Origin of the sequence: Actinomadura luzonensis (assembly GCF_022664455.2) — a bacterium.
In the GTDB taxonomy this organism is placed as follows: Bacteria; Actinomycetota; Actinomycetes; order Streptosporangiales; family Streptosporangiaceae; genus Nonomuraea; species Nonomuraea luzonensis.
Map to the genome: position 1 here is coordinate 697,220 of NZ_JAKRKC020000002.1, position 13,529 is coordinate 710,748.

Genomic DNA, 13,529 nt, shown 5'->3' on the forward strand with positions numbered 1-13,529 from the left:
CGTACTCAATGTGGGGTTGCGGCGCCGACCCCGAGCCACCCTTCGCGGTACGGCCGGCAGCCCGCTCAGCGCGGGGGCAGGGCGGTGGCGGTGAAGCGGTGCAGGGCGCGGCGCAGCTCGGCCGAGAACGGCAGCGGCCTGCCGTACCCGTCGGGGGTGCGGCTCGGGTCCTCCTTCAGGACGTGGCTCACCCCGCTCAGCCGGACCAGCCGCGTCGCGGCCCGCGCCTCGGCCAGGCCCGCCGTCAGGCGCGTCACGTCGGCGCAGCTCACCTGGATGTCCGCGTCGCTGCAGCTCACCAGCACGGGGGTGCCCGGCTTGAGCGCGGCGGCCAGCCGCGCGGGGTCGTGGCGGTCGGCCTCGGCCAGGAACCGCGCGGTCCCCGGGTTGAACACCGCCGCCAGCTCGCGGGGCACCTCCGGCGGCAGCGTCCCCGAGGCGCGCAGCGAGCGGACCGCCTCTGCGTACGCCCGCCGCAGCTCGGCCGCCTTCCCTTCGCTGACCGTGCCCCCCTTCAGCCCGGCCGCGACCTGGGCGTCGAACTGGCGGCCGATGACGTCCAGGTAGCGGTCGGCGAGCGGCTCCAGCAGGCCGGCGGCGTGGACGGGCGCCGCCCCCGCGATCCGGCCGGCGGCCAGCAGCAGCGCGAACAGCGCCCCCTCGCTGTGGCCGATCACGCCGAGCCGGGCGCGGTCCACGCCGGGCCGCGCCGCCAGGTGGCCGAGCGCCGCCGCGGCCTGCTGCTCGAACGGGGCCAGGCCGATCGCCTCGGCCCCGGGCCCGCCGTACCGCCCGGCGCCGGTCCTGCCGCTGTCCAGCTTGTCGTAGCGGAGGCTGGCCACGCCGTCCTCGGACAACCACCCGGCCACCGCCTTCAGCGAGTCCAGCCGTCCCTGGACGAGCGGGGTGTTGCCGTCCCGGTCGGTGGGCCCGCTGCCCGCGACGAGCAGGACGGCGGGCAGCCCGCGGCCGGCGGGCGGCCGGGCCGGGCGCCGGTAGGTCCCGTACACCGTCATGCCCGCCGCCTGGAAGCTCACCTCCTCCTCCACCCACTCGCCGGGGGAGGCGGCGGCGGGCGGGGGCGCGACGCCGGCTCCGCAGTCGGCGGACAGCGCGCCCAGCAGCGCGACGGCGCCCAGCAGCCGCCAGGCGGGGACGCGTCCACGAGGTGACGAGGCGAACATGGTTCCCCCCGGTGAGGTCACAGGTCGAGCGGGAGGATGAAGAGGCCCGCGACCCGGCCCGCCTGGTCGTAGCTGACCCGGCCGACGCGCTCGCCCGCCTCGAACGACAGCGGGACGTCCACCGCCGTGTAGTCGCCGGCCGGACGCGCGACCGGCTCGCCCATGCCCTCGTAGCCGCCGTACAGGCCGGTCACCTGCGCCCAGACCGTGGCCAGGCCGGTCGCGTCGAGCCGGGCGGCGACGTCCGGGCCGAACTCGCGGCACACCTCGTCCCATCGGCCTTCGACCAGGTCGGCGAACAGCTCCGCCGCGCGCTCGGCTGCCCCGGGGAGCATGGTCTCGGCCATCGGCCGGCCGGTGCGCGGATCGACGGGACGCCCGAACCGCTGGAAGGCGGCCTGCCGGGTGGTGCCGAGCACGTCGCCGATCTCCTGCCAGGTGTGCCCCGATCCGCGCGCCCGGTCCACCGTCGCGCGCAGGGCCCGGTCGGCCGCGCGGGCGAGGTCCCTGGCGGCGGCCACCGCGTCGAGGGGCGGACGGTCTCCCGCGGCCACCTCGGCGGCCAGCCTCCGCACGGCGTCGGCCACAGCGTCGGCCACAGCGTCGGCCACAGCGTCGGCCACGGCGTCCGCCACCGCGTTCGCCGCGCCGTCGGTCACCCCGGCCGGCGGGGGCCTCTTCATCACGTTGTCAATATGCGCTTGACGGCCCGCCGCCGTCAAGACTTCGTTTACGGCTCTCTCGCGGTCGCGCCGGGCGGCGCTGCGGCAGGTGGCGTCGCAGTACCGTCGTCTGCGCCCGCGTCCCTGCTGGCCTGGCAGTGGGTTGCCGCAGTGCTCGCAGGACAGGGCTCCGGCGGATCCGGGCATGGTCGGCCGTCCTTAAATCGTGCTGGCACGTTATTCTACTCCGTGACAGCACGGAATTCGACCGCCAGCCGGGCCGGCGCATCGGCTGGACCGCTCAGACGGCGGGGGCCTCGGCGAGCGAGAGGCTGTTGCCGTCCGGGTCGAGGATCTCCACGTGGCGCACGCCGTTGCCGTACGTCTCCACGGGCTCGTGCCCGACGCCGTGCGCCGCCAGCCGGTCCAGGAAGTCGTCGAGGCCGGTGACCCCGAACGTGATCATGGTGCCGCCCACCCGCGCCGCCCGGACCGGCCGGTCGTCGAGGACGACGTAGGCGTTCTCGCCCACCTGCCACAGCAGCTCGGCGCCGATCACCTCGTCCGCCGGCCGCCCGAAGAACACCTCGTACCACTTCCGCGCCACCGCCAGGTCGCGCACGCACACCACGCTGTGCAGATCCACCGCGGACCGCTCCTTTCCCGTCGTCCCGTCGTCACGTCGTGACGGGAAAGGAGACCGGCCGCGCGGGCGGAACTCATCGGGGAGCCGCTCAGCAGTCGCCGAACCAGTCGGAGAAGGTGATGCTGTCCCACTGCGCCTGGCTGAGGTCCACCTGCGCCACCGAGTTGCTGTGGTAGATGGTCCCCGGCCACATCTGGCCGAAGTCGAACCGCACGGTGAGGACGTCCTGGCCGAAGGCGTCGCGGAAGACGAACCGCGCGTGCCACACGTCCCCGGACCGGCTGGAGACGGTGTAGAGCGTGCCCTTCCACCGCACGGTCGCCCGGCCGTTCACCGGCGGCTCGACCTGGACGAGCGAGGCGGCCAGGTTCGGGGTCTGGTTCAGCCCCGTCTGGCGGCAGTCGCCCGCCGTGAACGTCACCGGCAGCACCGAGACGCCCTTCACCCCCTGGTAGGAGAACGGGATTCCGGTGCTGGAGCCGCCCGCCGCCTGCGCGGCGGCCGGCAGCAGCGCCGCCACCAGCAGGAACGCCCCGGCGACGGTCAGGATGAGTCTTCTCATGGTCGTCGTCCCCCGCTCAGCAGTCGCCGTGCCAGTCGACGAAGGCGATGCCGTCGAACTGCGCCTGGGTCAGGAAGATCCGCGTCCGTCTGACGTCGTTGTAGAAGCTGCCCTTCCGCATCGACGGCCCGTCGAACGCCACCGAGAACACGGTGTTCCCGGCGCTGTCGCGGAAGTCGAACGAGGCGTGCCAGACGTCGCCGAAGAAGGTCGACACGGTGTAGAGGTCGGGCCGCCACTCCACGTCCGACTGGTCGAACTGCGGCGGCGAGACCTGGATGGCCGAGGCGGCCAGGTTCGGGGTCTGGTTCAGCCCCGTCTGCCGGCAGTCGCCGGCCGTGAACGTGACCGGCAGCACGGACAGTCCCCGCACCCCCTGGTAGGTGAAGGGGACGCCGAGGCTGCGTCCGCTCGCCGCCATCGCCGCGGCCGGGAACAGCCCCGCCGACAGCGCGAACGCGGCGGCGACGGCGGCGATCAGGCGTCTGACTCTCACGGATTCCTCCGCTCGTCATGGGTGATGTGCGCTGGCGCACCTGTCGAACGGCGGGCGTTCCATCCCGTGCCACGCCCGCCGTCCCGCCCGCCCGCTCGCCGTTCCGCTCGCCGTCCCCGCTACCGGGCGGTGATCGCGGGTTCCCGCGGCGGCGCGAGCCGCTCGTGGAAGCCGCCGTCAGGGGAGCGGGTGATGATGCCGGTCTCCACGCCGTGCTCGGCCACCTCGCGCTCGGCCTGCCGCAGCGCCAGGCAGATCCACCGGGTGACGGCGAAGGCCACGACCGGGCCGATGACCACGGCGAACCTGAAGAAGACCGTCACCGCGTCCACCGTCAGGTGGAACTGGTGCGCGATCTGGTCGTTGGCCGCGGCCGCCCACAGCAGCCCGTAGAAGGTGACGCCGGCGACCGCCACGGCCGTCTGGACGGGCCGCTCGCGCGGCCGGTCCAGCAGGTCGCGCCCGGCCCGCTCCCGCGCGGCCCGCGCGGCCCGCGCGGCGTGCTCCGCGGTCCGCGGGCGGCCGAGCGCGTCGCGGCGGGAGCGGCGCGCGGCCAGGAAGCGCTCGGCCGCCGGGTAGGCCGCCAGCGCGGTGAAGAACACCCCGGGGATCACCAGCGTGGGGACGAGGACCGCGAGGCTGAGCGTGTAGTCGCCGAGCGTGAGCTCCCAGGCGGGCATGATGCGCAGCGCGCCGTCCAGGAAGCCCATGTACCAGTCGGGGACCGAGCCCGCCGAGATCTGGGTCGGCCGGGCCGGGCCGTACAGCCAGATCGGGGCGATCTGGAAGCCGTACCCGAGGAAGAACAACATGCCGACCGTGGCGAGCGCCATCGCCGGGCGGGCGCCCCGCCGGGCCGGCAGGGTGGCGGCGAAGCGGCCGTGGCCGTTGCGCCGCACCAGCAGCTCGCGGGCGGCCAGCAGCGCGGCCATGAGGACGGGGATCGCCAGGTGCGCCCCGTACAGGACCGGGATCACCCGCTCGCCGGGGAAACCCGCGCCGAACAGCAGCGACGACGCCCACGTCCCGACCACCGGGACCGACTGCAGGACCGACACCATCAGCCACAGGCTGCCGCCCGACAGCACGTCGTCGGGCAGGGCGTTGCCGGTCTCGCCGGCGGCCATGCCGAGGGCCAGCAGCGTCACCCAGATCAGCCACTGCCGGGTGCGCGGCCGGCGGAACGCGCCGGTCAGGAACATCCGCAGCAGCTGCAGCACGACGGCCGCCACGAAGACGAGCGCCGCCCAGTGGTGCATCTGCCGGATGAGCAGCCCGCCGCGCACCTCCAGGCTCAGGTGCAGGGTCGAGTCGAAGGCCCGGCTCACCAGCAGCCCGCGCAGCGGCCCGTACGAGCCGCCGTAGGTCACCTGCGACATGCCCGGGTCGTAGCGGAACATCAGCATCGCCCCGGTCACCAGCAGGACGGCGAACGACCAGACGGCGATCTCGGCGAACATGAACGACCAGTGGGAGAACTGGAACGAGCGGCGTTTGCCCGACGACGAGCGCATTGTGCGGCCCCCTTACCTTTGCCTGTACACAAGACGGGACGGGGCCCGCGCCCGTGACACCGGCGAGGGCGGCGGGCGGGGTGATTCACCTCACGTGCCGCCTCCCGGTGGACGTACGAGCCGGTCAAGGGGTGAGCAGGACCTTGACGGCGCGGCGCTCGTCCATGGCCCGGTAGCCCTCGGCCGCCTCCTCCAGCGGCAGGGTCAGGTCGAAGACCGGGCCGGGGTCGATCTCGCGCTCGCAGATCAGCCGGATCAGCTCCGGCAGGAACCGGCGGACCGGGGCGGGCCCGCCGTGCAGGTGCACGAGCGAGAAGAACAGCTCCTCGCCGGGCAGCTCGACGCCGTGGGCGACGCCGACGTACCCGACGTGCCCGCCGGGCCGGACCGCCACGGTCCGGCCGGGACCGGCGTCGGCGGCCACCGCGCCGAACCAGCCGGTGCCCAGCACGTCGGAGGCCGCCAGCAGGCCCGGCACGAGGTCCGCGTCCGGCGTGCCGGGGGTGACGACGAGGGTGCCGTCGGCCAGCGGGATCCGCGCGAACTGGGCCTGCGTGCCGATCGGGTTCATCGGCACCCGGCGCACGCAGCCGCTCTGGTAACCGGCGCGGCAGATCTCGCAGGTGTTGTCGGAGGCGAAGAACGAGCCGACCACGAACTGGCCCGGCTCGACCGTGGTGACCTCGCCGCCGACCTCCTCCACGACGCCGACGTACTCGTGGCCCATCGGGGCGGGCCCGGCGACCTCGTCCAGGCCCCGGTAGGGCCACAGGTCGGAGCCGCAGATGCAGGTCGCCGCCAGGCGGATGACCGCGTCGGCCGGCTCCTCGATCGACGGGTCCCGGCGCTCGTCCACGCGGACGTCGCCGGGGGCGTACAGGACTGCTCCACGCATGACGCTCTCCTCGGTCGGCGATCGGGGGACGCCGCGCGTCCCTCCCCTCGCCTGTTTCCCGCGGCGGGCCCGGCGGTCGCCGCCCGAGGGGAAGTTGGCCTTCTCCGGGCCGCCGCTTTGCCCGCCCGCCACCACACTGGTCGCCATGGACACCGCGATCGTGCTCTTCAACCGGGACCTGCGCGTGCACGACCACCCGGCGCTGAGCGCCGCCTGCGCGCGGGCCGCCCACGTGGTGCCGCTGTTCGTGCTGGACCCGGCCGTGCCCGCGGGCGGCCGGCGCGGCTTCCTGCTCCAATGCCTGGCCGGCCTGCGGGACGCGCTCCGCGAGCGCGGCGGCGACCTGGTCGTGCGGCACGGCGACGTCGTCGCCGAGACGATGCGGCTGGCCGCCGAGACCGGCGCCACGGCCGTGCACGCCGGCGCCGACGTCAGCGCGCTGGCCAGGCGGCGCGAGGAGCGCCTCGCCGCCGAACGCGTCGAGTTCGTCCGCCACCCCGGCGTCACCGTCGTGCCGCCCGGCGACCTGCGGCCCTCCGGCGGCGGCGACCACTACCGCGTCTTCACCCCCTACTGGAACGCCTGGCGCCGGCACCGCCGCAGGCCCGTGCTGCCGCCCCCGGACCAGGTCCGGCTGCCCGCCGGCCTGGCCCCGGGCGAGCTGCCCCCGCACCCGGCCGCCGGCGACCTGCCGGGCGGCGAGCGGCCCGCCCGCGAACGCGCCGGGCACTGGCTGCGGCACGGCCTGACCGGCTACGGCGACGGGCACGACGACCTGGCCGGCGACCGCACCTCGCGGCTCAGCCCGTACCTGCGCTTCGGCTGCCTGTCGCCGCTGGAGCTGGCCTGCCGCGCCGCCCACGGCGAGGACTTCGTCCGCCAGCTCTGCTGGCGCGACTTCCACCACCAGGTGACCTACGCCTTCCCCCGCATCAACCGGGAGAACTACCGCCGCAAGGAACGCCGCTGGCGGCACGACCGGGACGCGCTCCAGGCCTGGGAGGCCGGCATGACGGGGCTGCCGATCGTGGACGCGGGCATGCGCCAGCTCCTCGCCGAGGGCTGGATGCACAACCGGGCCCGGCTCATCGTGGCGACGTACCTCATCGGGCGGCTCGGCCTCGACTGGCGCGACGGCGCCCGGCACTTCTTCGAGCACCTGCTCGACGGGGACGTGGCCAACAACTCCGGCAACTGGCAGTGGGTCGCCGGGACCGGCAACGACACCCGTCCCAAGCGCGGCTTCAACCTGCTGCGGCAGGCCAGGCGGTACGACCCCGCCGGCGACTACGTCCGCCGCTACGTCCCCGAGCTGGCCGGCGTCCCCGGGGCGCGGGTCCACGAGCCGTGGCGGCTGCCGTCCCTCCCGGCCGGCTACCCCGCCCGCCTCGACGGCACGGACGACCAGGGTTAAGCGGTCGCGGCGGCCCGCCCCTGAGGGTGGCGGTCCCGCCAGACGAGGAAGACGACGCACGACACCAGCGCCCACGCGGCCAGCACCAGGAACGGCGCGGCGCTCTGGTGCTCGCCGAAGTAGACGGCGGTGTGCTGGGCGTTGATCGAGGCCCCCGGCGGCAGCCAGCGCCCGATGGTCCCCAGCGGCGACGGCAGCAGCGGCCACGACACCGCCCCGCCCGACGACGGGTTGCCCAGCAGCACCATCAGCCCCCACGTGGGCAGCATCGCCCAGCGCCGCACGAGGGTGTTGAACATGGTGAACACCATCCCCGAGGCGAACATGGTCAGCGCCAGGATGAACCAGGACTCCAGCACCGGCAGGTCGAGCGCGCCCAGCCCCCAGTCCACGGCGGCCACGATGGACAGCCCGCCCAGCGCCGCGTACGCCGCGGTGAACGCGATCCGCTCGCCCGCGCCCAGCGCGCCCGCGTTGACGCTGAGCTGGACGGCCCCGATGAACCCGATGACCACGGCCGCCAGCGTGATGTAGAACAGCGCCAGCCCGCGGGGGTCGCCGCGCTGCAGCGGCTTCATGTCCCGCACCGTCAGCCGCACCCCCACCAGCGGCGCGACCTTGGGCGCCGCCTCGGCCAGCAGTTGCGCCACCGACGCGCCGGACGCGGACGACACGTTCATCGTCACGTCGTCCCCGTGCACCTCGATGACGCCGAACACCCGCTGCTCCTCCACCGCCTGCGCCGCCCGCGCGAAGCTCCGCTCGAACAGCAGCGTGAGCGAGGCGTCGAGCTGCCGCTCCAGGCCGGTGGCGAACGCCGCGCCGCGCACCGTCTGATGGCTGACCCCCACCACCGCCACCGGGACGCGGTGCGGGGCCGGGTCGGCCATGGCGAAGGTGTAGGACCCGGCGAACAGCCCCGCCGCGGCGGCCAGGATCAGCACGAGCACGGTCGCGGGGAAGTACGTGGAGTCCTTGACCGCCGCCCACCGGCGGACCGTCCGGTCGCGCATGCGCTCACGCTAGGCGGGCCAGGGCCGCCGCCCGGCCGCTGACACGCCCTCCTGGAGGAGCTTTGGCCCGCGAAGCCCCGCCGGCGCCCCCTTCACCTGATCGCTCCCGCCGCGTTAGGGTCGGGAGCCATATGTACGGGCTGCAGGCGTTGACGGAGGCCGACCCTCCGCACCTCGGGGAGTACGCCCTCGCCGGCGTGCTGAGCCGGACCAGGTGGACGGTCGTCTACCTGGGGCGTTCGGCGGGCGGGCAGGCGGCGGTCACGTTGCTGCCGCCCGGCGACACCGGGACCTGGCGGGAGACGGCCACGGCGGCCGAGCGGGTGACGGAGCCGTCCGTCGCCCGCGTGCTCGGCTCCGGGCTGCACGGCGACCGCGGCTACGTGGTCAGCGAGTACGCCGAGGGCGTGCCGCTGGCGGAGCTGGTCCGGCGCGAGGGCCCGCTGGAGGCCGGCCGCCTGCACCGGCTGGCGGCCGACACGGCGGCGGCGGTGGCGGCGACGCACGAGGCCGGCCTCGCCCACCTGGACCTCGGGCCGGACCACGTGGTGCTCGGGCCCGGCGGGGCCAAGGTGACCGGCCTCGGCGTCCCGCGCTTCCCCGAGCCGGCGGACGTGCCGGTCTTCCGGTCGCCCGAGCAGGTGGCCGGGCATCCGGCGGGGCCCGCCTCCGACGTGTTCTCCTGGGCCGCGACCCTGGCGTACGCGGCGACCGGGCTGCCGCCGTTCGGCGAGGACGGCGCGCCGGCCGTCGCCCACCGGGTGCTGAACGCCCCGGCCGACCTGACGCGGCTGCCGCAGCCGCTCGGGCACATCGCCGGCCTGTGCCTGGCCAAGCGGCCCGAGCAGCGGCTGAGCGCGCGGCAGGTGCTGGCGTACCTGCACGGCGACGCCCCCGCCCCGCCCGCCTACGCCGCGCCCGGTCCCGGCGCGCCTGTCTACGGCCCTGCTCACCGCCCGCCCGCTTACAGCCCGCCTGGGCACCACCCGCCCGGCGGCGGCAAGGCAGGGCTGGTGGCGGGGCTCGTCGCGGGGATCGTGGTGATGCTCGCGCTGGCCGCCGTCGCCGGTTTCCTGCTGCTCCGGCCGTCGGCGGAACCGGCCGCGGTCGCCACGACCGCCCCCACCGCCGCCCCCACCGCCGCCCCCACCGCCGCCCCCAGCACCGAAGCGCCGACCTCCGCCACCGCCACCGCCACCGCCACGAGCGTGTCGGTGGCGGGGGAGTGGACCGGCACGTACCTGTGCAACCAGGGCAAGACCGCCCTCCGGCTCACCATCACCGAGCCGTCCCCCGGCAAGCTGACGGCGGTCTTCGCCTTCGAGGCCGACCCCAGCAACCCGGACGTGCCCTCCGGCTCCTTCGCCATGACCGGCCGCCTCGCCGGACGCAGCCTGGAGCTGGACGGCGAGCGCTGGCTCGACCGGCCCGGCGAGTACCTGATGGTCGGCCTCCGCGCCGACCTGACCGGCGGCGACCGTCCCGCCACCATCGAGGGCACGGTCATCGGCGGGGGCTGCAGCACCTTCACCGTGCGCCGCTCCTGAGGCCGGCGCCGGGCCGGGCGGGTGGTCGGCTGTCACAGATCGGGCCGCCGCCCTGTCCTGCCGGGTGACGCACCCGCGACAGGACAGGAGCCGACCTTGCCGGCCACCAGCACCACCAGCACCCCCACCACCACGACACCCGGCACCGGACCGCTCCGCGTCCGGATGACCGGCCGCCCCGCCGACGAGCCGCACCGCGTCTCGAGCCAGCTCGAGCTGCTGTTCGACCTCACGTTCGTGATCGCGGTCGCGGCCGTCACCGCCCGCTTCGCCCACGACGTCGCGGACGGGCACGGACTGGCCGGGCTGACGCCGTTCCTCCAGGTGTTCTTCGCGATCTGGTGGGCGTGGATGAACTTCACCTGGTTCGCCTCCTCCTACGACACCGACGACGTCGCCTACCGGCTGCTGACGATGGTGCAGATGGGCGGCGTGCTGGTGCTCGCCGTCGGGGTGCCGCCGCGGCCGCGCGGGGCGACCTCGGCGTCGTCACGCTCGGCTACGCGATCATGAGGTCGGCGCTCGTCGCGCAGTGGCTGCGGGCCGGGACGGAGGACCGTGCGGGCCGCCGCACCGCCTTCCGGTACGCCGCCGGCATCGGCCTCGCCCAGGTGGCGTGGGTGGCGCGGCACGTCCTGCTCGCGACGGGCGCGCTGTCGCCGTCCTGGGGGCTGCCGCTCTTCGCCTGCCTGGCGGCCCTGGAGCTGGCCGTGCCGCGCTGGGCCGAACGTGCTCGGCCCACCTCCTGGCACCCGCACCACATCGCCGAACGCTACGGCCTGTTCACGATCATCCTGCTGGGGGAGGGCGTCCTCGCCACGAGCCGGGGCGTGGAGGGGGCGCTGGCGGCCGGCGAGATCGTCAGCCCGTTCGTGGTCGTCGCCGTCTCCGGGCTCGTCCTGCTGTTCGCCTGCTGGTGGCTGTACTTCCTGACGCCGGCAGGGGAGGGGCTGAGCGAGCGCCGGCAGCGCTCCTACCTGTGGGGTTACGGCCATTACGGGGTGTTCGCGGCGCTGGCGGCGCTGGGCGCCGGGCTGGAGGCCGCGGTCGAGCGGGCCGGGCAGGCCGCGACGGCGTCGCCGCTGACCGGGTATGGGGTCGGGTACGCGGTCGCGGTGCCGGCCGCCGCGTACCTCGTCCTGCTCCAGGTGGTGCACGCGCTCGTCGCGGCGCGGCCCGTGCTGCGGCCCCGCGTGGCCCTGGGCTGCGCGGCCGGGGTGCTGGCGCTGCCGCTCGCGGCGCCCCTGATCGGGGTGGCGGGCGTGACCGCCGGGGTCGCCGCCGGCTGCGTCCTGCCGGTCGCGCTCACGCTCGCGGCGCGCTCCCGTTCCCGGGCCCGCCGGCGGGGACGGCGGTGAGCTTGGCCGGGTTCATCATCCACAACACCTGCTCGATGCCCTCCCGCGACGCCTCGACCGTGAGCACCGTGAACACCTCGCCGTCGCGGCTGAGCAACGCCGCGGGCTGCCCGTTGACGCTCGCCCACGCCACCTCGACGCCGGCCCAGAAGTGGCCCGCGAACGCCCTGACGTACTTGGCCACCCGCTCCCTGCCCACCACGGGGAAGCGGGAGGCGCGCACCGCGCCGCCGCCGTCGGAGTAGCTGGTCACGTCCGCCGCGAACAGCTCCTCCAGCGCGCGCAGGTCGCCGGCGCGGGCGGCGGCGACGAACGCGGTCAGCAGCCTGCGCTGCTCGGCACCGGTCACCGGCTTGCGCCGTTCGCCGAGCAGCCGCTTGCGGGCCCTGCTGACGAGCTGGCGCACGGCCGGCTCGTTGAGCTGGACGATGGCGGCGATCTCCCGGTAGGAGTACTCGAACGCCTCCCGCAGCACGTACGCCGCCCGCTCCGTCGGCGACAGCCGCTCCAGCAGGAGCAGGACGGCGAACCCCAGCGCCTCGCCGCGCTCCGCGCCCAGGTAGGGGTCGGCCCCGGTGTCGACCGGCTCGGGCAGCCACGGGCCGGGGTAGGTCTCGCGGCGGGCGCGGGCGGACTGGGCGGCGTTGATGGCCAGCCGGGTGATCGTGGTGGCGAGGAACGCGGGCGGGTGCTCCACCGTGGCGCGGTCGTAGGCCTGCCAGCGCAGCCAGACGTCCTGCACGAGGTCCTCGGCCTCGGCGGCGCTGCCCAGCATCCGGTACGCGATCCCGAACAGCCGCGGCCGCACCTCGGCGAACACCCGCGCGGCCGCGTCCAGGTCGTCCGGGTCGCCCGCCACCGTCATCGCCTCTCCCGTTCCCCCGCCGAGCAGCCACAACAGCCTAGCGGCAGACCCGGTCGCGATAAGTTGTCACAGATCCGGGAGGTGTCCTGTCTGAGCTGGCGACGGGACGCCGGACGGGCGTCCGGGAAAGGAATCAGGGTCATGAGGATCGTGGTCATCGGTGGCACCGGGCTGATCGGCTCGAAGCTGGTGGCGAAGCTGGGCGAGCACGGGCACGAGGCGGTGCCGGCCTCGCCGAACACCGGCGTGAACACGCTCACCGGCGAAGGGCTCGCCGACGCCCTGACCGGGGCGCAGGTGGTGGTGGACGTGTCGAACTCGCCGTCGTTCGAGCGGGAGGCGGTGCTGAGGTTCTTCGACACCTCCACCCGCAACCTGCTGGCAGCCGAGGCGGCGGCGGGGGTGGGCCACCATGTGGCGCTGTCCGTCGTCGGCACGGAGAAGATGCCGGAGAACGGCTACTTCGCTGCGAAGATCGCCCAGGAGCGGCTGATCGAGCGGTCGGGGATCCCGTTCTCGCTGGTGCACGCGACGCAGTTCTTCGAGTTCGCCCGGGCCATCGCCGACGAGGCGACGGCCGAGGGGAAGGTGCGCATCGCGCCGGTCCGGTTCCAGCCGATCGCGGGCGGCGACGTGGCCGAGGCGGTGGGGCGGGCCGCGACCGGGGCGCCGCTGAACGGGCGGGTCGAGGTGGCCGGTCCTGAGCGGTTCCGGATGGACGAGTTCTTCCGGCAGGCCCTGGCCGCGTGGGGCGACCCGCGCGAGGTCGTCACCGACCCGCGGGCGCGCTACTTCGGCAGCGTGCCGGGCGAGGACACCCTCGTCCCCGGCGACGACGACGCCGTCCTCGGCACCGTCCGCTACCTCGACTGGCTCAAGACCGCCGCCTAGACCTGCCCGGAGGACCTGTGAACGACGAGCGTGACTTCCTGGCGGGGCTGAGGGCCGAGGTCGAGATCGAGCTGGCCGAGGCCGGCCGGTCGGAGGAGGAGGCCGGGCTGCCGGCCGCCGACTGGCTGTTCGACCCGGCGGAGACCGAGCGCGAGGAGATCGGCCTGCGCGGCCTGCTCGGCGCGGTCGAGGCCCTGGAGGGCGGCCTCCACCGCCCGGACGGCGCCTGAGACGCCGGGGCGGCCTGCGATCGGTCCCGCCGATCGCCGGCCGTCGCCGCGTTCAGGCCGTTCCTGGCGTGGTGCGGCATCGCCGTCGCGGTCGCCGCCTGCCTGGCCGCGCTGCGGCTTCCCGCGTTGCCGCCCTGGGCGCTCTGCCCCGCCGCGCTGATCACGCGCGCCACCCTGCCCGCCACTCTGACCGCCACCCACCAGTGGCCGCCGAGGGCCGCGAGCTCACCGACGACGACCTGGACGGCGTCC

15 protein-coding genes are annotated in these 13,529 nt (G+C 75.2%); 6 read left to right on the forward strand and 9 right to left on the reverse strand.

The window, feature by feature from the left end:
• Window positions 1-65: 65 nt before the first annotated feature.
• From MF672_RS33390 to MF672_RS33420, 7 genes are all read right to left on the reverse strand, one after another.
• Window positions 66-1,184: an alpha/beta hydrolase family protein gene (locus tag MF672_RS33390; protein WP_242381635.1), complete on the reverse strand. Its 1,119-nt coding sequence runs from the start codon at window positions 1,182-1,184 to the stop codon at window positions 66-68.
• Between the two features lie 17 nt (window positions 1,185-1,201).
• Window positions 1,202-1,867 carry a DUF3887 domain-containing protein gene (locus MF672_RS33395; protein ID WP_328517132.1) on the reverse strand — a complete coding sequence of 222 codons (666 nt, stop codon included), beginning with the start codon at window positions 1,865-1,867 and terminating at the stop codon, window positions 1,202-1,204.
• Window positions 1,868-2,147: 280 nt separating this feature from the next.
• Window positions 2,148-2,492 carry a VOC family protein gene (locus tag MF672_RS33400; protein WP_242381637.1) on the reverse strand — a complete coding sequence of 115 codons (345 nt, stop codon included), beginning with the start codon at window positions 2,490-2,492 and terminating at the stop codon, window positions 2,148-2,150.
• A gap of 88 nt (window positions 2,493-2,580) precedes the next feature.
• On the reverse strand, window positions 2,581-3,054 hold the full coding sequence (locus MF672_RS33405) for a hypothetical protein (RefSeq protein ID WP_242381638.1): 474 nt from the start codon (window positions 3,052-3,054) through the stop codon (window positions 2,581-2,583).
• A 16-nt stretch (window positions 3,055-3,070) separates the two neighbouring features.
• On the reverse strand, window positions 3,071-3,550 hold the full coding sequence (locus MF672_RS33410) for a hypothetical protein (protein WP_242381639.1): 480 nt from the start codon (window positions 3,548-3,550) through the stop codon (window positions 3,071-3,073).
• Between the two features lie 119 nt (window positions 3,551-3,669).
• Window positions 3,670-5,064, reverse strand: coding sequence for a cytochrome b (locus tag MF672_RS33415; protein ID WP_247815539.1), 1,395 nt, complete (start codon window positions 5,062-5,064; stop codon window positions 3,670-3,672).
• Between the two features lie 124 nt (window positions 5,065-5,188).
• Entirely contained in the window at window positions 5,189-5,959 is a 771-nt protein-coding gene (locus MF672_RS33420) for an alcohol dehydrogenase catalytic domain-containing protein (protein ID WP_242382903.1), read from the reverse strand.
• A gap of 145 nt (window positions 5,960-6,104) precedes the next feature.
• On the opposite strand from MF672_RS33420, the gene MF672_RS33425 reads away from it, so the two are divergent.
• Complete coding sequence (locus MF672_RS33425; protein WP_242382902.1) at window positions 6,105-7,373, forward strand: cryptochrome/photolyase family protein; 1,269 nt, start codon at window positions 6,105-6,107, stop codon at window positions 7,371-7,373.
• Here MF672_RS33425 and MF672_RS33430 read toward each other — a convergent pair.
• Entirely contained in the window at window positions 7,370-8,386 is a 1,017-nt protein-coding gene (locus MF672_RS33430; protein WP_242382901.1) for an ABC transporter permease, read from the reverse strand. The genes MF672_RS33425 and MF672_RS33430 overlap by 4 nt on opposite strands.
• A 131-nt stretch (window positions 8,387-8,517) precedes the next feature.
• Here MF672_RS33430 and MF672_RS33435 point away from each other — a divergent pair, with 131 nt between their 5' ends.
• The 3 genes from MF672_RS33435 (at window position 8,518) to MF672_RS33440 (ending at window position 11,291) form a co-directional block, all read left to right on the forward strand.
• Window positions 8,518-9,933, forward strand: coding sequence for a serine/threonine protein kinase (locus MF672_RS33435; RefSeq protein ID WP_242382899.1), 1,416 nt, complete (start codon window positions 8,518-8,520; stop codon window positions 9,931-9,933).
• A 96-nt stretch (window positions 9,934-10,029) separates the two neighbouring features.
• Window positions 10,030-10,446, forward strand: a complete 417-nt coding sequence (locus MF672_RS51140) for a low temperature requirement protein A (RefSeq protein WP_254723824.1) — start codon at window positions 10,030-10,032, stop codon at window positions 10,444-10,446.
• Window positions 10,443-11,291 (forward strand): low temperature requirement protein A, encoded by an 849-nt coding sequence (locus MF672_RS33440; protein ID WP_254723825.1) that lies wholly within the window; start codon window positions 10,443-10,445, stop codon window positions 11,289-11,291. Before MF672_RS51140 ends, MF672_RS33440 begins: the two co-directional genes overlap by 4 nt.
• On the opposite strand, the gene MF672_RS33445 is transcribed toward MF672_RS33440, so the two are convergent.
• Window positions 11,239-12,156: an RNA polymerase sigma-70 factor gene (locus MF672_RS33445; RefSeq protein WP_242382898.1), complete on the reverse strand. Its 918-nt coding sequence runs from the start codon at window positions 12,154-12,156 to the stop codon at window positions 11,239-11,241. The two genes, MF672_RS33440 and MF672_RS33445, sit on opposite strands and share 53 nt — an antisense overlap.
• 141 nt (window positions 12,157-12,297) lie before the next feature.
• On the opposite strand from MF672_RS33445, the gene MF672_RS33450 reads away from it, so the two are divergent.
• Entirely contained in the window at window positions 12,298-13,047 is a 750-nt protein-coding gene (locus MF672_RS33450) for an SDR family oxidoreductase (RefSeq protein ID WP_242382897.1), read from the forward strand.
• A gap of 17 nt (window positions 13,048-13,064) precedes the next feature.
• Window positions 13,065-13,277 (forward strand): hypothetical protein, encoded by a 213-nt coding sequence (locus MF672_RS33455; protein ID WP_242382895.1) that lies wholly within the window; start codon window positions 13,065-13,067, stop codon window positions 13,275-13,277.
• The last annotated feature ends 252 nt before the right edge of the window (window positions 13,278-13,529 follow it).